Below are 23,738 nucleotides of genomic sequence, written 5' to 3' on the forward strand. Positions count from 1 at the left end.
ACAAATTAAGAAATCATATTTCTCTATTTTAGAATGTGTTGGATAATGAGATGAACCAATATCAAGTATAAATGAGTCGATATAAATTACATTTAGCTTTTAAATAAACTCATATACTCTGAGGGGGTTTTACCCGTAACTTCTTTAAAAGCCCTGTTAAATGCAGATTTACTATTAAACCCGCTATCAAATGCCAAATACAGAAGTTTAATATTGTCAGAATTATCGTTCTTCATTAGTTCGATCATATGATTTACCCTGTACTCCTTAATAAAATTGAAAAAATTGGTTTTTAGGTGAAAATTAATTATTTCAGACAAATCCTGACGTTTTAAATTTAACTGCTCTGCAAGGCTATCTATTGACAAATTTCCATCTATATAAGGTTTATTTTTCTCCATATAAGCTTTTAAGATGGGAACATACGAACCAAGTTTTTCATTTACTTCCTTTTTGGCAACCAACTTAGCAATCTGAGTGGGTGAAATAGTACTTTGCCAAATTCCCAATACCATAATTATTAATAAAGTAATAGTTTCATTAAACATATAAAAACGGCTTATTTTGATATAGATATCAACAACCATATTACTGCTAAAAATATTCCATCCTACGCCTACTAAATGAATAATAACATCATATGTAAGAATGCCAACCACCCAAACCAAACTGATCTTTGCTGATTCATATGAATAATAGTTTTTTAACTCCTTATGGTGTCTCTTTAATATATTAAATGAAAGTATTAGAAAAACAGCCATGAATACAGAAAATAATCTGTTAATTATTTGAAAATGAATATTAGGATTAACATACCCTGTAACAAAATCATACTTTGCAGCAACCATATAAATCAACAAAAGGCTGGAGGGCAAAAAGAACAGGATATCCTTTTGTTTAATTCGCTTCAGGTCTGATGTCATATATTTTAAATACAAGAAGAAAAAAATATATTTAGCTAAACTTATAGATGAGGAGATATTCGAAAGCAACAAATTATTTAGATTTTCATTAAGAAGTTCTAAAGAATATTTAGTTATAAATGTTGCGAAAAATGAAAATAACATTCTGTTGCCTGCTTTGCTTATATCTTTTAATGTAAAAATAAAAACAGCACCTAAAGTTGAAATTACAACTCCGTATATATTGATTACATCCATTATTATATTTTTATAAAAATTACTCTTACTTATCTAATTGCAGCAATAACAATACAAATTTATAATTCGAGTAAAAACAGCCAATTTTATTTCAGACACCCAGAACATGGCGGTTATCTAATTAATCATTTTTTCACAGCTAAATCATTCTTTACTCTCTATTTGCTAATTGAGAAGATTACATTTTTTCATCCATACATAGTATCGGTATAGGATAGAAGTTGTTCTAAATAAAAAACACTGTCTCCAATATGCTTCTCTCATACAGCGTCTTATGGGTGCCACTTTAAAAACAGGACGTCTATATTCTAAATAAAATTGAGATGGTACTACAATAACTGACATTATCTATAAAATTGCCGATGTCATTTCAACAAACTGTAGTATCAAATAAAATATAATGATATGTTATTAAAAAGAATTATCCTAATCAATTTATTGTCGTTCATTTTTTCTGTCGGCTTAATGGCACAAGAAACACACAAAATGAATTTACAGCAAATGTTAGATTTTGCCAGGCAAAACAACTATCAGTTAAAAGAAGCCAATCTTAATAAATTAAAAGGAGAACAAAAGATAAAAGAAGTTCGAGGAAACGGATTGCCTCAGATAAAATCTGAAATAGATTATAAGAATTATTTAAAATTGCCAACAACTATTGTTCCTGGATCCCTGATGGGAGGAGGTGAAGATATGGCATTGTCATTTGGGCTAAAACACAACATGGACGCTTCGATACAGTTATCTCAGCTTCTTTTTTCCTTGAAATACATCAACGCTTTAAAAACGGTAAAACGGGCATCGGAAATAAGAGGTCTGGAGGTGGAGAAAGCTCAGGTTGAAATGGTTCATTTGCTTTTAAAGGAGTATTACAATTTAATGGCTATCTACAAAAATTTAGAGATTATTGAAAGCAATATGCAATCTCTCAGCCAGATGAAAAAGAAAGTTAATGCCTTAGTTAAAGGAGGTCTTGCACTAAAAACAGACGCAGATAAAATTACAATCAATTACACAAACCTGCAAGCCAACAAGGAACAAGTTACAGCCGCCATTAATGTACAGACGAATAATCTGAAATATATCATTGGTATGGAAGCGGATGAACAACTTGTAGTTGATACAACTAATTTCCAACTCCTTTTCGATGGTTCCCTTTTAACTCAAAGTTTTGCTGAGGGATTAGACTTTCAAAACCTCACTGAAATTAAACTGCTCGATAAATCATTGGAATTAAACAAGCTTCAAATAAAAACTGAACAGGCAGAAAAGTACCCAAATATTGCCTTGTATGGTAGTTATATGTTTCAAGGAATAAGAGACAAATTTAATTTTTTTGATGGCAGCAAGGACTGGTACAATATAAAGGTGATTGGTGTTAAAGCGACCATCCCAATATTCACAGGTTTTTCCAATAACGCAAAAATCAGATCTGCCAAATACGACATGGAGGTGACACAAAACAAAAAGCTAAGTGTTATGACAGGTTTACAGCTTCAATATAGCAATGCACTGATGCAGTATAATTCCAATGTGAAGAATTGCCAAATACAATTGGATAACATTGAATTGGCGAAGGAAGTAAGGCATCAGGAGGATGTGAAATACAATGAAGGTATTTCCACCTTAACAGATTTTTTAATATCTGAACAAGATTTACGTAACGCCGAAATTAATTATGTGCAAAATTTCATATCTATGAAACAGGCCGAAATAGATCTCTTAAAATCAAAAGGACTGTTAATTAATTATTCAATATCGGGTAATTAAACCTTTTTACTATCTCTATAATTCATAAGACAAGCAAAAAATCATAAAATGAAAAAAAATATTAATCGACTAATGTACATTGCCATAGTTGCAATAATATGTACCCTTTGTTTTCTACAACTTAAAGCAAATAAAGAATCTACAACGAAAACAGCAGAACTTGGCAACATAAAAGGACAGTATTACCCGGTAAAAGCTCTTGTTATTAAATCGATAAAGCCGGTATCAAAATTTTCTTCAACTGGATTTTTGGAATCGGAAACTGATTTAAATCTGATTTCGGAAACACAAGGGCGAATTGTTGAAATTTATAAGTCGAAAGGCGACTATGTAAACAAAGGTGATATTATTGCCAAAGTTGATGACGAACTATTAAAAGCGCAGCTTGATGCCAGTAAAGCTGCATTAGAGCAATTAGAAAAAGAAGATGCCAGATTTACGAAGTTAGTTAAAGAGAATGCCGCAACAAGCCAACAATTAGAGGATATACAACTGAAACTTAAAACAACCCGGGCAAAATATATTTCGGCAAACCGCCAATTGGAAGATACTAAAATTAAAGCTCCTGTTTCTGGTTATATTGAAGATAAATATATCGATATGGGGCAATTTATTGGCGGTGGTGCTAAAATTTGTAATATCATTGATGCTGTAAATCTGAAACTAAAGGTGACTATTTCCGAACAAGATTATAGTGGCATTAATATTGGACAAAAAGTAATTATAACTTCCTCAATTTATCCGGATAAGTTTTTTGAAGGCTATATTTCATATATCGGGAAAAAAGCGGGTTATGGAAATAGTTTCGACACAGAAATTAAACTAAAAAACAACGGCGAAAAACTGTTGAAGGCGGGTATGTTTGTATCATCTGAAATTTTATTGAAATCGGACTCCGCAAGTTTCTTTGTTCCAAGAAAAGCTATAAATGGCTCATTAAAAGATGCAAGTGTATATACCATTGCGAATGATAAAGCTGTTTTAAAAACAATAACAATAGGAAAGGTGATTGATAGTCAAGTTCAGGTACTCGAGGGACTAAATTCCGGAGAACAGGTAATTATTGACGGAAACTACAGCATTTTCGACGGAGCAACAGTGGAAGTAATCAAATAATTAACAGACTTCATTTGGACAAAAACTAAAATACATTTCAATGAAACTAGTAAGCTTATCCATAAAAAGAAGCACAGTACCAATCGTATTATTCACAATTTTGGTATTGTTAGGAATATTTTCGGCTACAAAAATCAAATATGCCCTGATGCCGGAAATTTCAACAGCTACAATAGTAGTTACAACGATTTACCCAGGTGCAGGACCTCACGAGGTAGAGCAATCGGTAACAATTCCAATTGAAGATGCTCTTGCATCAATGGAGGGGATTGAAGAAATTGAATCGACTTCAATTGAAAATCTTTCTATTGTGACCTTATCGTTGGCACTGGATGCAAACACTGATGTTGCGGTACAACAGGCAACTCAAAAGACAAATAGTATTCTGTCTCAACTTCCTGAAGACATACAAACGCCTTCTGTTGACAAATTTGATTTGAACACCTTACCAATATTCATTGCAGGTGTTAACAGCAAGCTTTCCGGAACTGAGTTTTTTAAGTTGGTTGATGATCGGATCAAACCGGATCTGTCTAGTATACCTGGTGTTTCAAGAGTTGATTTGATTGGAGGTTTGGAACGTGAAATTAAAATCATGTTGGATCCTGATAAATTGGAAGCCTATAAGCTGAATTTGCTTGAAGTAACCAAAATGATTGAATATGCCAATATGGAATTCCCAACTGGGAAACTGAAGACTTATACCAATGAGATGACCATTCGTCTCTCTGGAAAAATCCGTTCAATTACTGAGTTAAAGGAAGTCATTATTGGGGGATCCAAAGACGGTGGAATTGTTAAGCTTGGGGATATTGCTGATATTTATGATGGTATAAAAGATCCCGACAACATTACAAGGATTGACGGACAGGAAACTATTGGGATAGAGATTAGTAAGCAAAAAGAAGCGAATTCAGTTGAAGTAGCAAAATTAATCAAACAAAAATTTGCAGAACTTGAAGCCAATTATGCCGACCATGATTTAAAATTCGATATTGCTGATGATCAATCCCGATTTACCATACAGGCGGCTGATGCTGTCTTTCATGACCTGATACTGGCTATCGTTCTCGTATCGTTAATTATGTTGGTTTTCCTGCAAAGTATGCGGAATTCAATCTTTGTTTTAATTGCTATTCCAACATCATTAATTTCAACCTTTACAGCCATGTATCTATTTGGGTTTTCATTCGACCTGATTAGTTTAACATCACTTTCCTTGGTTGTTGGTTCCTTGGTTGATGATGCGATTGTAGTTATTGAAAATATCTACCGTCATATGGAGATGGGAAAAAACCGTATTCAGGCATCTTATCAAGCTGTAAAAGAATTGGGAATGACCGTTACTGCAATTACACTTGTACTTGTTGCGGTATTTTTACCTATTGCGTTTGTATCAGGCATCGTTGGCGATATTTTGCGTGAATACGCTGTAACTATTGTTGTGTCAATGTTGATCAGTCTATTGGTTTCGTTCACGCTTGTTCCCTGGATGACCTCGAAATGGGCAAAACTGGCTGTTCCAAAACAAAACTTTTTAGGCAAAACTCTCAATATCTTTGAGCGTGGAATTGATGGATTGAATGCATGGATTTTGGGATGGATGCATTGGGCATTGAAAAATAAAGCCATTACTCTTATTGTGGCTACAGCTATTTTCTTCGGAACGTTTATGTTGTTCCCTGCCGGATATATTGGAGGAGAGTTCGTTCCTGCAGGTGACCGGGGTTCTTTTATTTTGCGTATGGAATTCCCTCATGATATAAGTCTTGATAAAAATAATAGTACTACACGTAACGTGGAAAATTATTTGAGAAGCCTTCCTGAAGTTGATATGGTTTATACTACAGCAGGTAAAAAATCAGGTATTATCAGTACAACTGCAACTCCATATTTTACAGAGGTTTCGGTTAAGCTTATTCCTAAAGAACAACGCACAGTATCCACCAATATATTTGCCCGAAAAGTACGTGCAAAATTGGAAGAGATGATTATTGGTGTGAAAATTAAAGCTGTTTCGCTTAATATTATGGGGAACGAAGATACACCACTTAAATATTACGTTGTTGGTAGGGATATTGACAGTGTTCTGGTTTATTCGCAACAAGTACTAAATTGTATGAAATCAATTGAAGGTACCGTGGAAACTGAGTTAAGTGTTGATCAGGACAACCCTGAATATAATATTAGTGTTGACCGCAATAAAATGAGTAAGCTGGGTTTAAATCTTGCTACAGTTGGAGCTGTCTTAAGAACTTCATTTGCCGGCAACACAGACAATAAATTTCGCGATGGAGAAAAGGAATATGATATTAATATTCAACTTAATGAAATAAATCGCAGGGATAAAAAAGATTTGGAAGATATTTCGTTTGTATCCATGAGTACTGGTCAACTAATTAAATTGTCTCAATTTGCAGAAGTAAAAGAAGGAAATGGTCCGTCGCGTTTGGAACGCTATAACCGGAACCCATCCGTTCAATTAACAAGTCAGGTTCTTGGGGTTTCTCAAAGCACAATTCAAACAGAATTTGCCTCAAAACTTGAAGAACTAAATGCCCCTGAATCAACAAAGGTTACAACCTCTAAACAAACTAAATTGATGGCAGAATCATTTGCTGATCTGGGATTAGCTTTCCTTGCCGCAATCCTTTCTGTTTACCTCATTATGGTGGTTTTATACAACAGTTGGGCCGATCCGTTTGTGGTGATGTTTTCCATCCCGCTGTCCATTTCAGGTGCTCTTTGGGCATTGGCATTGACGAATTGCACTCTTAATATTTTTTCCATTTTGGGAATTGTGATGCTTATTGGTTTAGTAGCCAAAAATGCTATTCTGATTGTTGACTTTGCCAACGAATTAATCTCTGGTGGTAAAGAATTGGTTGAAGCCATTTCTGAAGCCGTAAAATTGCGTTTCAGACCTATTTTAATGACCAACGTTTCCATGATCATTGGTTTGATTCCATTGGCTTTCTCTCAAAGTGAGGGTGCCGAATGGAAAAATGGTATTGGCTGGACTTTGATTGGTGGTTTGACAGTTTCCATGTTACTATCAATGATTATTGTGCCGGTTGTTTACTATATGGTAAAAAGATTACAACAAAAGATGGGGTTCAGTTCAAAAAATGAGATTGTATTAGAAGACGAGTAATTTATTTATTCTTAAAAATAAAAGTTTATCGGAAAATCTGAATTGCCTGCATGTGATAAAGATTTTCCGACTACTTATTTTTATCAATTTTTCAGCTACAAAATGCTGTGAAAAAATAGTAGTATTCATTGCCTTTATGTAAGAATTACTCATTACAGAGGAAAAGAATAACAATCTAAAAAAGTAATACTGCAACTATTCCATTGAAAATCAACATATATAGGAGCAAGGTTTAAGAAAAAGGCTTATCTGGCAATAACAAAACTATACAAGGATAATTCTCATGACGAAATATAAATTCTGATTTTGGGTGGTAATTTTCTAAAAGGAAATGTATGAATCATCCGGAATTCAACTTTCTTTTGTTTTCCTGTCTTGAATTGGAAGGAAAATTAAGCTATCAATCATTGTGGCTAATCAAAAAATATATTTGATGTACATTGAAAATTTAAGCAATCAAATAATGATTGTAGACTGAAGTATAATAAAAATGACAATGAATGTAACTGCTCGATTTCTAAAGTATTGAAATTAACATCTTTCTTTTGTCTTCTCTTGGTGGGTTAATGAAATAGATCGAACCTTTTATTATCCGAATTATATTGAATTTTAGATTGAATTCATAAAATACGGTACTGTGTATGAGTTGTTTAAATGATGTATAACTATTATACCTGAAGATTATATCAATTTTGAAGCACAAAAAAAAATATTAGCTTTACACATATGGACATTGCTTTTATTTACATTGGTTTTGCCCAATCAATATTTGTGGCAATAATGGTTTTCCTAAAAAAACCACTTACTGTTGCTGATCGGATTCTGGGATGTTGGTTGTTTACGATAGCCGGGATGTTTTTATTAAATGTAGTCAAGAATCTATATGCTATCAGCGAAGAACTATGGCCTTTTTCAGTTAATCTTGCAATTACTTTTCCAACATTCCTGTATTTATATACGAAGTATATCAGCCAGGATCACAATCACTTTTTGCGAAAGGACTATTTAAATTTTGCCCCATTACTTATTGGAGTAACCATTGTTTTGCTGACTTACAGCAGCGAAATAAACAGTCTGGAATCGTTTATTGAACACTACTGTAAGCTTATAAACGTCAGGACTATTGTTGGTCATTTATTTGTTTTGTGTTTATGGATCTACACCATTTTATCTCTAATTATTCTGTTTCGGCATAAAAGACAAATTGCTAATAATTACTCATTTGAATCCCGAAAAATAAATTTGTGGTGGCTGTTTACGGTAATCACAGCATACTTTTTAGTTTATAATTTTATTATACTTATAAGTGCATTTCATATTCAGAAATCATTCATCGAGCACATTGAAAAGTTCCGAAGCGGAGCCTTACTGGTCTTTGTTTATATTTTAAGCATATGGGGATACCGGCAGCATCAATTAATTTCAAATTACACATCGGTCAGTTTAAGCAAATTTACAAAACCGGATTCCGAACGATATGAAAAATCGAGCTTAAAAGAAAAACAAGCTGAAAAATTCACGCTAATACTGATTGATTTTATGAATAAATCAGAAGCCTGGAAAGATAATGAATTATCAATAGCTAAACTTTCGGAACAAACAGATATTCCTAAACACTATATTACACAAGTTTTGAATGAAAATCTCAAAAAAAACTTTTATACTTTTGTTAATGAGTACCGTACGGAATATGCAATGAAATTGATACTTTCTCCTACGCATAAAAATTGGTCTTTTATTGCGATTGCATATGAATGTGGATTTAATTCAAAAACTGCCTTTAACAATTTCTTTAAGAAATATACCAATCTAACTCCTACTGAATTTAAAAAATCAAATACACTAATTTAAGAATAAAGTACTTTGGACTGAAAGCCTTTATTTAAGCAATATCTAATAAGGTGTGTGCTATATAGTGTATTTAAAAACGTTATTTTGAGTTGATATTTTAGGTGTAAATTAGTGCATTGTTCTACCTAATTTCAGAAGAGTTTATATAATAATTAACTTTTTCTTATCAATTACTTCATCCCATTATTCTTATTGCTTTTTTTTTGTTTGTCTATTCCATTATTTTATTAGTAGGTTGTTTTTATCGTTGTTTTTTTTATAAGGATTGTTTTGTAACGATCAGTTAATTAGGTGCCTACAAAATGCGCACAGTGAGATTTTGATTAAACGGACGTGTTGATTATAAGGGTGACAGAATCAGAACGCTTAAAATGCAGATTCAAGTATGTTTGCATTGTTATCGAAAACGATTGTATTGTTGGAGCTATACTTGGAAGAGAGTATTCTCAGCATAGGATATACAATTTACAAATAATCTAAAAAAAATTATAAATAATGAAATGAAAGAATATTGAATTTAAAGCTAATTGAATTTTAACTGATCGTCAGCAGTTAAAAAACTAATTCTATTTTATCACTAAATATTGATCTATGAAAAAATTATTAAGTGCTTTATGTGTTGTTCTTGTCTTTGGTATGTCAAAGCAAGTATACTCGCAGGAACAGAAGGATTCTGCAAGTGAAGTGAAGACCCAACAGACTACTGATACCCTTATCTCGAAAAAGGAGGAGAAAAACCGGAATGTAATGTTGAATGCTGAAAATTCAACGGGACCTCGAAATGTGAATATTGGTTTACCTTTTAGAGGTGACCTTGTTATTGCTGAAAATGGTGTGCCTGTAGTTTACTATTTTTATCCAACAAATCCTTTGGCCGCATGGAGAAAAGATAATAGCTTAACTAAGCTAGGTCTATTATCATTTGAAGAGGGTGCATTGCTATATGGTAAAGTAGGTAATCCTGTGCGTTCTTTTACCAGAGATGCTTCAAGAAAGCATCAAGGTTACGCTTCAATTGCTTTAACAAGTAACGGTACTTCTCGTTATGATGCAACATTTACCGGGCCTCTGAATAAAAAGGGCTTAGGATATATTGTTAGTGCCTACAAGAACTTTGATAAAGGCAATGGAATTAACTATCAGTATACAGACTGGTACGATAACACTAGCTTGGGTAAGATTGGTATTCAACAGAAGTATAATAAAGGTAGTGTTAAATTAATTTATAAGATAGTTGATTCAAAAATAATCATGTCGAATTATGTGCCCTTAAAAAACGACGGAGATGGTGAGTTTAGTGAACTTCCTACTTTTGATTTAGGCAAAGATTCATATATCCCCGGCAGCGGATTAATTCCTTACAGAGATGCGTATGGGAACGCAAAGGTTGCAAATTTGGATGATGATAAGTTTAGTCAGTCTTTATCGCATAATATATATCTGGTAGGTGATCATCAGTTTGATAATGGATGGGATATGGAATATACATCACTTTTTCAAAAAATGAAAGGTACTATGGGAGTAATATTTCCTTTAAGTACTAATATTGATCCTGATGCTAATGGTGGAATAGGCAGCCAGTTGACTTTGAATCAGTTGATCCCTCAGGCTGATGTTACAATGTCTAATTCCAGATTACAATTCACTAAGAAAATTGGAACACATCGATTAAGAGCAGGTGGTCAATACCAAATGTTTCATCGGGAATATGAAACTTTAACAGGGATGTATACTATGACTGTAGAAGCCAATCCGCGAATTTATACAGCTCAAAGAACTGCAACAGGAACTGTTATTACCTATTTTGATGGCACTAATGCGGAAGAAGTACTAAGTTCAGGGAACAATGGTAAGGTAGATGATAATCAGGTAAATAAAGCTGCCTTGTATTTCTCAGATGACTTTTCTTTGGGTAACCGTCTTGATTTAGGATTAGGGTTTCGTATTGAGCATCAGAATTATAAAGAAACACATGATCAGTTTAATTCCAATGAAGCAGCTGTTGAATCTGAATTCATTGAATATGAACAAAAAGATAAATTTAATAAGGTTGCCGTTGGTAATTTAGTTTTTAAGCTTACTAAAAATTTCGGAGTTATTGCTGACGGATGTTACAATTCTTATTGGGATATTTTTTGGGATTCAAAACGTGGATCTGAAGGAACGCCAATTCCAGAAGATGGAAATACCTATACTCGTAGTACAATACCAACGGACAATGAAATTGTTGTTACAAAGTACGGAGCAGGAGTCTATTTTAATATAGGATCGAAATTAAATCTTGTTTCAAAAATTACAGGAATTAAAAAAGCAAATGTTAAAAGTACAGAAACAACACTTTATAATGCCAGTGCTGAGGCAAGTCTGGGACAAATGGCAGGATTAGCACAATTAGTAAGAGATGATTTTGGTCCGGAATTATATGATATTCAAACCTTAGGTTGGACAACTGATATTGTTGCCAATCCATTTAAGAATTTTAATATCCATTTTTTGATTACACTACAGAACCCTCAGTATAAAAACTATAGCTTAAGCTACAAATTTGATGCTACTCCTACACCATATGGTGTAACTGTTCCGGCAGGTGAAGGTTCCTATAACTATTCTAACAATCAGGTAACACAATTATCTAAAGTATTACTGGAAATTGATCCTAGTTATAAATTTTTCCAGGGAAAAATGAAAGCTTGGTTAAGCTTACGCTATTTTGGTAAACAATATGGAAATGCTTTAAATACTGTTTCCTATAAACCATGGTGGGAAAGTTTCGGAGGTTTGGATTACAACATGAGCCGTAATGTAATACTTAAGTTTAAGGTAACCAATTTCCTTGATCAAAGAGGTATTAAAGGTGACTTAGTTAATTCAATGCAAATGGATGTTGCAAAAGCAGAGCAGTTAAAAGCTGTTGTAGCTTCTGCAATTCGTCCAAGACAATTTGAATTATCAGTAGATTTTAAATTTTAATAATGTTTAATTAAATCAATAGAATTATGAAAAAGTTTATAATGTTTATTTTCGCAGCGGTAATTGTTTCATTAACAAATTACTCTGCAAAAGCACAAGAAAATGCAGATTATTATGCTGGGAAATGGGATATTCTAACTGAAGGTACTCCAAGTGGAGATGCTCATTCTCTTCTTATTCTGACAAGAGGTGAAGATGGTAAGCTAACAGGAACTTTTAAGTCAGAAGGAAAAGAACCATCGAAACTTACTCGCGTAGAAGAGAAAGACGACAATGTAACTTGCTATTTTGTAGCAAGTGGTTACGATGTTTATTTGTACATGGAAAAGGTCGAAGCAGATAAGATGGAAGGTTCAATGATGGATATGTTCGATGCATATGCCACCCGTGTAAAAGAAAATAAATAGTTCTGAAGAAGTCAGGGAGATGAGTTTCATCTTTCTGGCTTCTTTTTTCTTCTCTCCCTGATTATTATGTCGCTTAAAGTTAGGCGGGATGGTTTGTGAATACATTATCACACGATTCACATTGGGGACACCTTTGTTTGCTTTAAGATACTCAATTTACAACCACTCTTCGAGTTTAATTTCATTTATACCAATGGATTTTTCTCTTTTAAGAAATATCCTGTCCGCAAAATAAGCATCTTATTGAAATTAGCAGGTTCTGATAAATAAGGCCACGGAATAAACAATCAACGAAATTCAATAACTAAAAAAAAACAACCGATACTAATCTTAGTATTTAATCTACATGAAGAATGAAAACAATATATATAGTAACGCTTATACTTATCGCCACGTGTTTAGGTGCATTTGCGGTTGACTTAAAAACAGATAATTCAAAAGACCCTGTTTCTCCGGGACAAACTGAGCATATTATCAGACTAAAACTGAGAAACCTAAAACAGATTGCTGAAGTAAATGAAAGATATCAGTCATTTAATGTCGAAATGTGTGAAGTTGTCGGAGGCAGATTCTGGATACCCTATGTTCTGCTGGATTCGACCAAGATAAGAGGTGGTGGGTTTGATGCTTTAAAAAGAAAGATTCCTGCGGTTAATCTGTATGATAAAAAATTGCGTATGCTTACTTCCGAACTGGGGCCAACCTATATTCGGGTGAGTGGCACCTGGGCTAACTCAACTTATTTTCAGGATAACGATGATTCTAAGTTGGTAACTGCTCCTGATGGGTATGAAAACGTATTAACCAGAAAGGAGTGGAAGGGAGTCATTGATTTTTGTAAAGCTGTCGATGGCAAATTAGCAGCATCTTTTGCTATTAGTGATGGAATGAGAGATAAAGAGGGCAACTGGACTCCGGCCCAAGTAGAACCGCTAATAAATTATACAAAATCGATTGGAGGTGAAATAGCAGTTGCCGAAATGTTTAATGAACCATCTCATGCCAGTCACGGGAATGCTCCCAAAAATTATGATGGAAACTATTTTGACAAGGACTTTGCTGCGTTTAAAAGTTTTGTTCGTTCAGCAATGCCTGAAATGATAATTGCGGGTCCGGGGTCAACGGGTGAAGGGGGAATCATGCCCGGAATCTCTCTCACAACAGATCAAATATTTGCAGCGGATCCCAAACCAAATTTTGATATTTGGTCGTATCATTATTATGGTATCTTATCAAAAAGATGCTTTGGCAGGCAAACTCCTGAAAATGCGATTTCGAAAGAATGGTTAAGTAAAACAGAACTTGGTTTAAAATATTACGAAGAATTTAGAGACAAGTATCAACCATGTGCTCCAATATGGTTAACCGAAACCGCTGAGGCTTCCTGTGGAGGAAATCCTTTGTCCGAAACCTATTTGGATTGTTTCCGTTATCTGGAACAATTAGGACGATTGGCAAAAAAGAATGTGCAGGTTGTTATGCACAATACCCTTTGTGCCAGTGAATATGGAATACTTGACCAGTATACCTTAGAACCACGACCTAATTATTGGGCTGCGTTGCTTTGGAATAAACTAATGGGTACAAAAGTGTATGATGCCGGAGTATTAACTGACGGTGTCGATATTTTTGCACATAGTCTTAAAAATTCATCCAAAGGAATGGCTGTATTGATCGTGAATACAAAAGATACGGAACAATCAATTTTCATTCCGGCAAAAGCTAAACAATATTTGTTTTCTGCTGATGTATTTCAGCCAAAATCTGCCAATGAACTTCAGACAAAAACAGTGAAATTGAACGGTCAGGTACTTAATTTGAACTCGGATGGAGCATTGCCTAATATTAAAGGGAAAAAGGTATATCCAGGAGTTTTTAAACTTCCTCCTTACAGCTTTTTGTTTCTTTCGTTTTAAAAGAATTAATGTGTAGCCGATTTATTGGATTAATAGTGGCGGTACGAAAATTTAGTATTTATTGGTATTTGATAATAAAACCTTCGACAAATGGTTTTTAAGTTTTTGCTTGGGTTCCGATTAATCAGGATGAGTGATTTCGGAAACCAAACAATCCATTATTCAAATTGAAGGCAAAATCTGAATGACGTATTTACGTGTGATAACAAACCCGGAATGGCCAGTTTTTTTTGGATAAATGAACTTTGTTCGACTAAACGCTCAAATAAAACGGATTGTATGCAGCCATTGGATGCACTATTGAATTGTAAATTGAAATCATTGTTTTCATCATAGTTGATTTGAGTTAGGGTTTTGTACAGTTTTTAGTTGCATTATGAATTGCACATAACCTCGATGAAAACAGGACATCAAAAAATAAAATCTAATGAATGCTCAAAAACTAATTAATAATTTATTTTCGCTTTTTATTTTGTGCTTGACTTTGGCTTTTAGTCAACAGGTGTATGCAAATGATCAACGTGACGCTTTCATCAAGGCGCTCATGGGCAAGATGACCATCGCTGAAAAAATTGCTCAGTTAAATCTGGTTACACCCACTTCGAAAACCGGTCCTTTTGCCACAAAAAATGCTTTTCTAAAATTGAAAGATGGCTCAGCCGGCAATGTCTATTCGGTGATGGGAGAGCCTGACTTCATCCATGAAAAGGCGATGTTAGCTGATAGCACCAGTTTGAAAATCCCTTTTCTCAACGGACTGGATATTATTCACGGTTACAAAACCGTATTCCCAATTCCGCTGGGTCTTTCCTGTTCGTGGGACTCTATCTTGATAGAACAGACAGCCAGGGTAGCAGCAATAGAAGGTTCCGCAGTTGGGTACAACTGGACATTCTCACCTATGGTAGATATCACTCGTGATCCTCGTTGGGGAAGGGTGATGGAAGGTGCAGGTGAAGATCCTTATTTGGGTTCCGTCGTTGCACGTGCCATGATCAAAGGTTATCAGGGAGATGACTTGAAAAGTGAAACTTCCCTGATGGCTTGTGTTAAACATTTCGCCTTGTATGGCGCTGCTGAAGCAGGTCGCGATTACAACACCACCGACATGAGTCGTCTGACCATGTACCAATACTATTTACCTCCCTATAAAGCGGCCATTAAAGCGGGTGCAGGAAGTATTATGTCGTCGTTTAACGATATTGACGGGGTTCCTGCCACTGCTAACAAATGGTTGTTAACCGATTTGTTGCGCGATGAGTGGGGATTTAAAGGGTTTGTAGTCAGCGACTACAATTGCATTCAGGAACTGGTTGCTCACGGTGTTGCCAGCGACTATGAGGAGGCTGCGGGCAAAGCACTGATCGCTGGTTTGGATATGGACATGGCCAGTGAAAGCTTTGCCGGTTCGTGTCAAAAACTATTGGATGACGGGAAAATTACCATCGACCAGATTGATGCTGCCTGCCATAGAATTCTGGAGGCAAAGTACAATTTGGGTTTGTTTGAAAACCCGTATCGAAATTTCGATCCCGGGAAAGCCTCAACGGTTCTTTTATGTGAAAAACACAAGCAAGTTGCCAAAGAAGCCGCGTGCAAATCGATGGTGCTTTTAAAGAATGAAAACCAAACGCTTCCGTTGAGTAGACAGAGCAAAATCGCGCTTGTTGGTCCTTTGGCCGATGTGCAAAATCAAATGTTCAGTATGTGGTCCTTCCGGGGAGAAACAGATAGCATTGTAACCATTCTCAATGGGCTGAAAAAACAACAGAACAAGATCGTTTACACGGAGGGCTCGTTTATTACTGATGAGCCGGTATTCCTGGGAAAGAGCCGTGGTTTTTACAATGACCAGGAACAAGCGGAAATGATTGCTAAGGCGATCGAAGCTGCAAATCAGTCCGACGTCATTGTCGCGGTTTTAGGTGAAACATCGAATATGTCGGGTGAGGCAAAGAGTAAAACAGATATTTCAATTCCCAACTGCCAGCGTCAGCTTTTAAAGGCGCTTAAGGCTACCGGAAAACCGGTGGTTCTGGTGCTCATCAATGGCCGTCCGTTAACCTTGACTGATGATTTGCAGTTTGCCGATGCTATTCTGGAGGCGTGGCGCCCGGGCACGATGGCAGGTGATGCCGTTGCTGATGTTTTATTCGGGAAGTACAATCCTTCGGGTAAGCTAACCATGACATTCCCGCGTTCTGTAGGACAAATACCGATTTACTATAACCATAAAAATACCGGGCGACCTTATGTTGATGGACAGCGCGGCGGGATCATGAAATTCAATTCCTACTACCTGGATGAATTGAATTCACCTTTATTTCCGTTTGGCTATGGATTGAATTACACCTCATTTCGTTATGGTGAGATCCAACTCAGTGATACGCTTGTAACTGGCGATAAAGGCAAATTGACCGCAAAAATCACCGTGACTAATACCGGAAATTACACCGGAGAAGAGACTGTTCAGCTCTATCTGAATGATCCGGTTGCATCGCTTGTAAGACCGGTGAAAGAATTAAAAAAATTCCAAAAAATTTACCTGGAACCCGGAGAATCGAAAGAGCTTGAATTTGAATTAACAACCGAAGACCTGAAATTCTATAACCATGATCTTCAATGGCAGTGGGAGCCGGGTGATTTCAACCTGTTTGTTGGAACAAGCTCTTCTGATGTAAAAGTCGCTCAGTTTAATTGGCAAAAATAACTAGTATGAATTATCAAATGAAGTTTAAACATTTTGTACTGTTTGCTTTGATATTGCTATCTGGCAACGTCAATGCCCAAGTTGAAGGGCGTGAACGGATTCGTGAATTGAATCATGGCTGGAGATTTTCTAAAGACTTTAATCAGACCGGAATGGAGCGTCCTCAATTCGATGATTCTGCTTGGCGGATCGTTGATATTCCTCATGACTGGAGTATCGAAGACTTACCCAATCAATCTGATTCTGTTGTTGGGCCATTTGACAAAAATGCAGTTAGCGGCTTTAACACTGGTTTTACAGTGGGCGGAACAGCATGGTATCGTAAGTCTTTTCAACTGAATAGAGTTGACAAAGGGAAGATCGTCTATCTGTGTTTCGACGGAGTTTACATGAACTCTGATGTATGGATTAATGGTCATCATCTCGGTAATCGACCGAATGGTTATACCCCTTTTTACTACGATTTAACACCGTATCTGAATGAATCCGGGAAAGATAAAATCATCGCCGTTGAAGTAAAAAACGAAGGCATTAACAGTCGCTGGTATTCTGGTTCGGGAATCACACGAGAAGTTTGGCTTGAGGTCGTTCCAACAGTACATATCGACGTGTGGGGCGTGTTTGTTACAACACCAACTGTTCGGAAAGACATAGCAGATGTTCTTCTATCTGTAACAATTAATAACTCCGAAGAAAAGGATAAAACAGTCGATCTGGAGATTGAACTGATTGATGCAAAAGGAGAAATTGTTGCAACATCCGAGAATTCAGTTCAAACTGTTGCAAACAAAAAAAGCGTAGTGGAAAAGCTGCTAACTGTTTCAAATCCTGTTTTGTGGTGTCCGGATAGCCCGAACATGTATCAAGCGAGGGTTAGAATAAAGGAGAAGAAGAAAAATTCAGATACTGTCATTATTCCTTTCGGAATTCGAGATGTCAATGTTAATGCAGAGAACGGCTTGACCATTAACGGCATTCCTACACTGTTGCACGGTGGTTGCATCCATCATGATAATGGCCCCATCGGAGCGATCGATATAGAAAGAGCTGTCGAACGAAAGTTAGAGATATTGAAAGCGAGTGGCTTTAATGCTGTTCGGACTGCCCACAATCCGTTTTCCAGGACATTTCTGAATGTTTGCGATAGAATGGGCATGTTAGTGATGGATGAAGCGTTCGATATGTGGAACAACAAAAAGACGGAGGATGATTACAGCCAATATTTTCAGGAGTGGTACAAAAGAGATTTGACCAATATTCTATTGCGTGATCGAAATCATCCGTCTGTAATTTTTTGGAGCATTGGAAACGAAATTAGAGAACGAGTTGATTCGCTGGGTTATGCAACAAGACATCAGCTGAAAGAGATTGTCAAATCAATAGATTCAACCCGCTTTGTAACAGAAGGAATAAACCGAACCCCGAAATGGGAAAAAAGGACACCTGAAGCGTTTGCCGATCTTGATGTGTGTGGATACAATTACCAGTGGAATCGTTTTGAGGAGGATCATGAAAAATATCCAGATAGGGTGATGGTGACGACTGAATCCTACCCTAATCAAGCTGATCAGGCATGGCCTTTTGTTGAAAAATTGCCCAATGTGATTGGAGATTTTGTTTGGACAGCAGTCGATTATATGGGGGAAGCTGGGCTAGGCGTCTCCGAATTTTTTAATGAACCGGGGAAAAGGACGACCATTGAATGGCCAATGTATAATGCCAATTGTGGCGATATTGACTTGATAGGAAACAAGAAACCACAATCGTACTATCGCGATGTGGTTTGGGGACGAAGTAAAATAGAAATGTTCGTTCGTAAACCAATTCCGGATGGCCAATACGAATTTGAGAGCTGGTGGGGATGGCCCGATGTGCATAGGAGTTGGAGTTGGCCTGGAATGGATGGTGATAGCTTGCAAGTTGAAGTGTATACCAGTTGCGAGACTGTTAAACTATTCTTGAATGGGCAAGAAATAGCCAAACAACAAAAGCCGGATGATGGTATTACGGTTTCATTTAAGTTGCCATATCAACAAGGGAAATTGCTTGCTATTGGTTACAATAATGGCAAGCAAATTTCATCGACAGAACTGGTAACAACTGGAAAGCCTGTCGCAATCCGCCTGGTCGCCGATCGTTCAACAATAAAGGCAGATCGAAACGACCTATCCTATGTGCGTGTTGAGGTAATTGACGCAGATGGCAAGGTGGTTCCTTATGTGAATGATATAGAAGTTGAGTTTTTTGTAAGCGGAAATGGAGCATTAGCCGGTGTTGGTAATTCAAATTTTGTCGATGTTTCCAGTATGCAGCAATTCCGGAAGAAAGTATTTCATGGTAAAGCGCTGGCCATTGTTCGCCCCAAGGGAGGATCCGGAACGATTGTGCTGAATGCCAAGGCTGACGGATTGAAAAGCGATTCCATCGAAATTAAGGCTCGATAAACTGGAATAAAGGTAGTCAAATTGTCTTGGTGAAATGTAAAATAGATTTAAGGTAATTATGAAACTTCAGAAACTTACAATAAAGTTTTGCTCGTTGATGGCCTTGTTTTTTGCCATTGTGCTATTATTTGCGCAAAATAATTCTAACATGCCAACTGGTGCATTTGATGTAGAGAACTTGAAACAAAATTATATCAGTTTGATTCTTTCTAAAGGGGAGGATGAATTGATTCAACGACTGATTGAGCTGCCCAGAGAGATGTTGGTTTCAGATCAGATGGTTGTTGAATTAATGCAACGATATCCGGCCGATCCGAAGGACGTAAATACCATACTTCAGAATCAACTCGCAGATGGTTCATGGCCTGATATTGACTATAATACAACTGAGACTTCGGGATGGCAACCCAAGCGTCATTTAGAACGTCTGCTGTTGATGTGCAAACAGTACCGATTTGAAAAATCGTCATTTTACCAATCCGAGCAGCTAGAATCGGCTATTAGCAGAGCATTGGATTTCTGGTTCGACAAAAAGATAGTCTGTATCGATGGATCCAAAAGAGTTGGTCATCAGCGTGATTGGTGGTATAACGATATTGGCATTCCAAAAGCATTGGCTCCAATCTTCATTTTGTTTGAAGATCGCATGAGCCCCACCCAAAAGGCAGAAGCAATTCAGGCGATGGCGGCTTCTAAAATTGGGACAACCGGTCAAAACAAAGTCTGGTTATCAGGCAATGTGTTGGTTCGTGGTCTGTTGGAGAACAATTACGACTTGATTAAGCAGGCCAGGGATACGATTATCTCAATGGTTGTCATGGGACCAACCGGACCTCGTGACGAGGGAATTCAATATGATTACAGTTACCACCAACACGGGAAACAGCAACAATTTGGCAATTACGGGGCTGCATTCATCGCCGACATGAGTTTCTGGGCTAAGACTTTCGCTGGTACCTCGCTGGCGATGGAGCAAAATCAGTTGAATATTCTTTCCGATTTAATCAATAAAGGCTTTCAGCGCATTATTTGGAAAGGAAATATGGATGTCAATTGTTTGGGCAGGCAGTTCTTTAAACAATCACAACAACATAAAGCGTTATCGGTTGCTTTTTCGGCCAATGCTTTGGCTAATGTCGATTCAAAAAATAGAAATCAGTACGAAGAATTTCTGAAAAGCAGTTTCAAATCTACGGATGAAGTACCAGGCATGCAAGGCGTATATCATTTCCGTAACTCCGATCAAACTGTCTGTCGGCGCCCGCTGTGGATGACTTCAGTAAGAATGTCTTCTACCCGTACAATTGGTGGTGAAGCAGGCAATAGTGACAATAAAAAGGGATATTATATATCCGATGGTTCAACGTATACCTACGCGGACGGAGATGAGTACAACAACATTTTTCCGGTATGGGACTGGCGAAAGCTTCCAGGAATTACTGCTTTCGAATCTGAAGTGCCCTTAAAAAAGTTGACGTTTGGGGGGTATCGAAGTCAAAGCGATTTTGTTGGCAATGTGAACGATGGTGAGACGGGCATGACCGTCATGCAATTGGTTCGTGACGGATTGACGGCACAAAAGTCCTGGATATTTACCGAAGATTATGTGCTATGTCTTGGCACCGGAATTACCACCGACAGTGCCTGTGTTGTGACCACTTCAATCGAGCAATGTTTGAAAAAAAACGATTTGCTACGTCTAAACAAAAATAAATGGACACCAGTCGGAAATACGGAATTGATAGATGCAAATGAGGTTCGTTTCTTTCACCATAAAACGGGTTACATTATTTTTCAGGCAGAAAAGGCATTTGCAGGCAGTGAATCAAGAACTGCTTCCTGGCACGATATCATGGGTATGTATCCCGAAGATATGAAAGAAACAAAGGAGGTTGTCTTTTTATGGGTGGATCACGGCGTAAAATCGCAAAACTCACACTATCAATATGTCATTCTCCCGGCTACAACCGCAGTCCAGACAGCCCGGTTCGATACAAAATCGATTCAGGTTTTATCGAATACCAAGGAGGCACAGGTGATATATCTTCCCAAAGAAAAGAAGGTTTTTATCGCAGCCTATTCAGTATTAAGCATGCAACTACCTCATGATTTAAACTTTAGTTGTGAGCAACCCGGGTTGTTTATCATCCAATATCAACCTAACGGAAATAAACCGAAAATAATCTGTTCCGATCCAACTCAAAAATTGAGTTTTCTGGATATTGAAATTGATGGCGAAAAAGAACGAATAAACTTGTAAAATATAAACGAAATGAAATCATTACATTTGAAACGATCCGTGTTGTTCTTGATTCTTGCTTGTTTGGTAGGTCAAAACAGGGTCTACTCCCAAACATTGGAGAATACTGTTTCACAGCGAGAGGAAAGGCCGTATAAAATAGGAATCCTTGGCTCCAATTTCATCAAGTTCAATACTGATGAAATGATTGATATGGTCAGTCGATTGAATATCCACTATTTATCGGTTAAGGAAAAACATTTGCCCTTTGAAAGCACCAATGAGCAGATCGTTGAATTCCACCAAAAACTAGCCGGAAACGGTATCATTGCCAATAGTGTTGGTCTGTTTTATTTGAACAAGCAGGAAGAGATTGATCGGGTTTTCGATTATGCGAAACGTGTTGGTGTTGATCTGATTGTGGGTGTTCCTCAATATGAACTACTCCCTTATGTCGAACAAAAGGTCAGAGAATATAACATCAAGTTTGCTATTCATGTGCATGGGGGAGACGTCCCGATGTTTCCAAATGCTGTTGATGTTATTGCGCATATTAAGGATTTGGACACCCGAATCGGCGTTTGTTTGGATATGGGACATGAAATGCGCGGTGGATCGAATCCTGCTGAAAGCCTGAGGAAATACAAAGAACGGATTCTGGATATTCAACTCAAAGATGTCACTGCTGCCGATAAAACAGGTCGAAGTTGCGTGATAGGACAGGGCGTTCTGCATATTCCGGACTTTGTGAAAATGTTAACGGAAGTTGGCTATGCAGGTACTTGTAGTTTCGAGCTGGAAGAAAACCGGAAAGATCCGCTACCAGGTCTGGCCGAATCGAAAGGCTATTTTGAGGCAGTTGAAGACATGTTAACCCATAAATTCTAGACTGAAATGAAAACACGAATTCAGCGAAGGATCAGTTGTCTTTTGCTCTTGGCACTCACATTGGGGGCAACGGCTCAAACGAAGGTTGATTATTGTCAGCCGGAATACGTTCGTTCTGTTTTGAATAAGGTGGCAAAATGGCAACTGGATAATCCCAAGCGGCGGGCTCCAAACGATTGGACAAACGCGGTGTTTTTCACCGGATTATATGCCGCATGGGAAGTGACACAATCATCATTCATGTACGGGGCGATGATGGAAAACGGAAAGTCGACGAACTGGTCTCCTTACAAACGCTTTTTCCATGCCGACGATATTGCCATTTCCTCAACCTACATTGACTTGTATTTGATTGAGAAAAAGCAGAAAATGCTTCAGCCGATGATTGATACTTTAGCTCGTTTTGTAAAGGAACCTTACCCGGTAAAAGGGATCGAGCAGATCAAGTATTGGTGGGCAGATGCCTTGTTTATGGCTCCTCCAGTGTTGGTTAAATTGGGACAGCTTATTGACCGTCCGGATTACTTGAAATACAATGACGAGTTATATCGCCAGGCTTATGAAATGCTTTACAATAAGGAAGAACATCTGTTTGCCCGCGATTTGAATTTTACGATTAAAAATGATCGAACGGATTTGTTCGAAGCCAATGGAAAACCACTGTTTTGGTCGCGTGGAAATGGTTGGGTTATTGCCGGGTTAGCTCGTATGTTGAAGGAACTCCCTTCCGATTATCCGGAACGTCCGTTTTACGAAAATCTTTTTCGCCAAATGGCTGCCCGTTTAGTTGAAATTCAGCGTGAAGATGGTTTGTGGAGTTCCGGATTACTAGACATCTCTGCCTATCCAAATGGCGAAGTCAGTGGGAGTGGATTGATTTGCTATGGTTTGGTTTATGGTATAAATTCAGGATTGTTGAAAGGGAAAAAATTTAAAAGAGCAGCTTGTAAAGCTTGGAAGGGTCTAACAAATTGTGTCAGTGACGAAGGTCGGGTTAACTATGTTCAGGGAGCCGGCGATCGTCCAAGTAACCGTGACTTTTCTGATAATACGGAACTCTATGGAACAGGAGCGTTCCTGTTGGCTGGTAGTGAAATCTTTAAAATGAAATAA

The 23,738-nt window shown here is 37.2% G+C and carries 13 protein-coding genes; 12 read left to right on the forward strand and 1 reads right to left on the reverse strand.

The genetic code is table 11. The features are described 5' to 3' along the window. Positions 1-92: 92 nt before the first annotated feature. Positions 93-1,160 (reverse strand): helix-turn-helix domain-containing protein, encoded by a 1,068-nt coding sequence (locus tag BZG01_RS12585; protein WP_101310195.1) that lies wholly within the window; start codon positions 1,158-1,160, stop codon positions 93-95. 405 nt (positions 1,161-1,565) lie between these two features. Between BZG01_RS12585 and BZG01_RS12590 the strand changes: the two genes are divergently transcribed. The 12 genes from BZG01_RS12590 to BZG01_RS12645 all read left to right on the forward strand — a co-directional run bounded on the left by BZG01_RS12590 (position 1,566) and on the right by BZG01_RS12645 (position 23,738). Beyond that, a complete protein-coding gene (locus BZG01_RS12590) occupies positions 1,566-2,930 on the forward strand; it encodes a TolC family protein (RefSeq protein WP_101310196.1) in 1,365 nt (454 codons plus the stop codon). 48 nt (positions 2,931-2,978) lie between these two features. Further along, positions 2,979-4,046, forward strand: coding sequence for an efflux RND transporter periplasmic adaptor subunit (locus BZG01_RS12595; protein WP_101310197.1), 1,068 nt, complete (start codon positions 2,979-2,981; stop codon positions 4,044-4,046). A gap of 40 nt (positions 4,047-4,086) precedes the next feature. Next, positions 4,087-7,200 (forward strand): efflux RND transporter permease subunit, encoded by a 3,114-nt coding sequence (locus BZG01_RS12600; RefSeq protein WP_101310198.1) that lies wholly within the window; start codon positions 4,087-4,089, stop codon positions 7,198-7,200. A gap of 726 nt (positions 7,201-7,926) precedes the next feature. Further along, the gene (locus BZG01_RS12605) at positions 7,927-9,051 is read left to right on the forward strand and encodes a helix-turn-helix domain-containing protein (RefSeq protein WP_101310199.1); all 1,125 of its coding nucleotides are present in this window, start codon (positions 7,927-7,929) and stop codon (positions 9,049-9,051) included. A gap of 591 nt (positions 9,052-9,642) precedes the next feature. Next, positions 9,643-12,021 (forward strand): hypothetical protein, encoded by a 2,379-nt coding sequence (locus tag BZG01_RS12610; protein WP_101310200.1) that lies wholly within the window; start codon positions 9,643-9,645, stop codon positions 12,019-12,021. Positions 12,022-12,047: 26 nt separating this feature from the next. Continuing rightward, positions 12,048-12,428, forward strand: a complete 381-nt coding sequence (locus tag BZG01_RS12615) for an EMC6 family protein (RefSeq protein WP_101310201.1) — start codon at positions 12,048-12,050, stop codon at positions 12,426-12,428. Between the two features lie 353 nt (positions 12,429-12,781). Next, entirely contained in the window at positions 12,782-14,344 is a 1,563-nt protein-coding gene (locus BZG01_RS12620; RefSeq protein WP_101310202.1) for a hypothetical protein, read from the forward strand. A 427-nt stretch (positions 14,345-14,771) separates the two neighbouring features. Next, entirely contained in the window at positions 14,772-17,054 is a 2,283-nt protein-coding gene (gene bglX / locus BZG01_RS12625; RefSeq protein WP_101310203.1) for a beta-glucosidase BglX, read from the forward strand. A 17-nt stretch (positions 17,055-17,071) separates the two neighbouring features. Beyond that, positions 17,072-19,498 (forward strand): glycoside hydrolase family 2 TIM barrel-domain containing protein, encoded by a 2,427-nt coding sequence (locus BZG01_RS12630; protein WP_180327303.1) that lies wholly within the window; start codon positions 17,072-17,074, stop codon positions 19,496-19,498. Positions 19,499-19,646: 148 nt separating this feature from the next. Beyond that, positions 19,647-21,758: a polysaccharide lyase family 8 super-sandwich domain-containing protein gene (locus tag BZG01_RS12635; protein ID WP_180327304.1), complete on the forward strand. Its 2,112-nt coding sequence runs from the start codon at positions 19,647-19,649 to the stop codon at positions 21,756-21,758. A gap of 27 nt (positions 21,759-21,785) precedes the next feature. Next, on the forward strand, positions 21,786-22,625 hold the full coding sequence (locus tag BZG01_RS12640; RefSeq protein ID WP_218973098.1) for a sugar phosphate isomerase/epimerase family protein: 840 nt from the start codon (positions 21,786-21,788) through the stop codon (positions 22,623-22,625). A gap of 6 nt (positions 22,626-22,631) precedes the next feature. Further along, positions 22,632-23,738, forward strand: coding sequence for a glycoside hydrolase family 88/105 protein (locus BZG01_RS12645; protein ID WP_218973099.1), 1,107 nt, complete (start codon positions 22,632-22,634; stop codon positions 23,736-23,738).

The sequence above is a fragment of the Labilibaculum manganireducens genome, from assembly GCF_002843385.1.
Lineage (GTDB): Bacteria > Bacteroidota > Bacteroidia > Bacteroidales > Marinifilaceae > Labilibaculum > Labilibaculum manganireducens.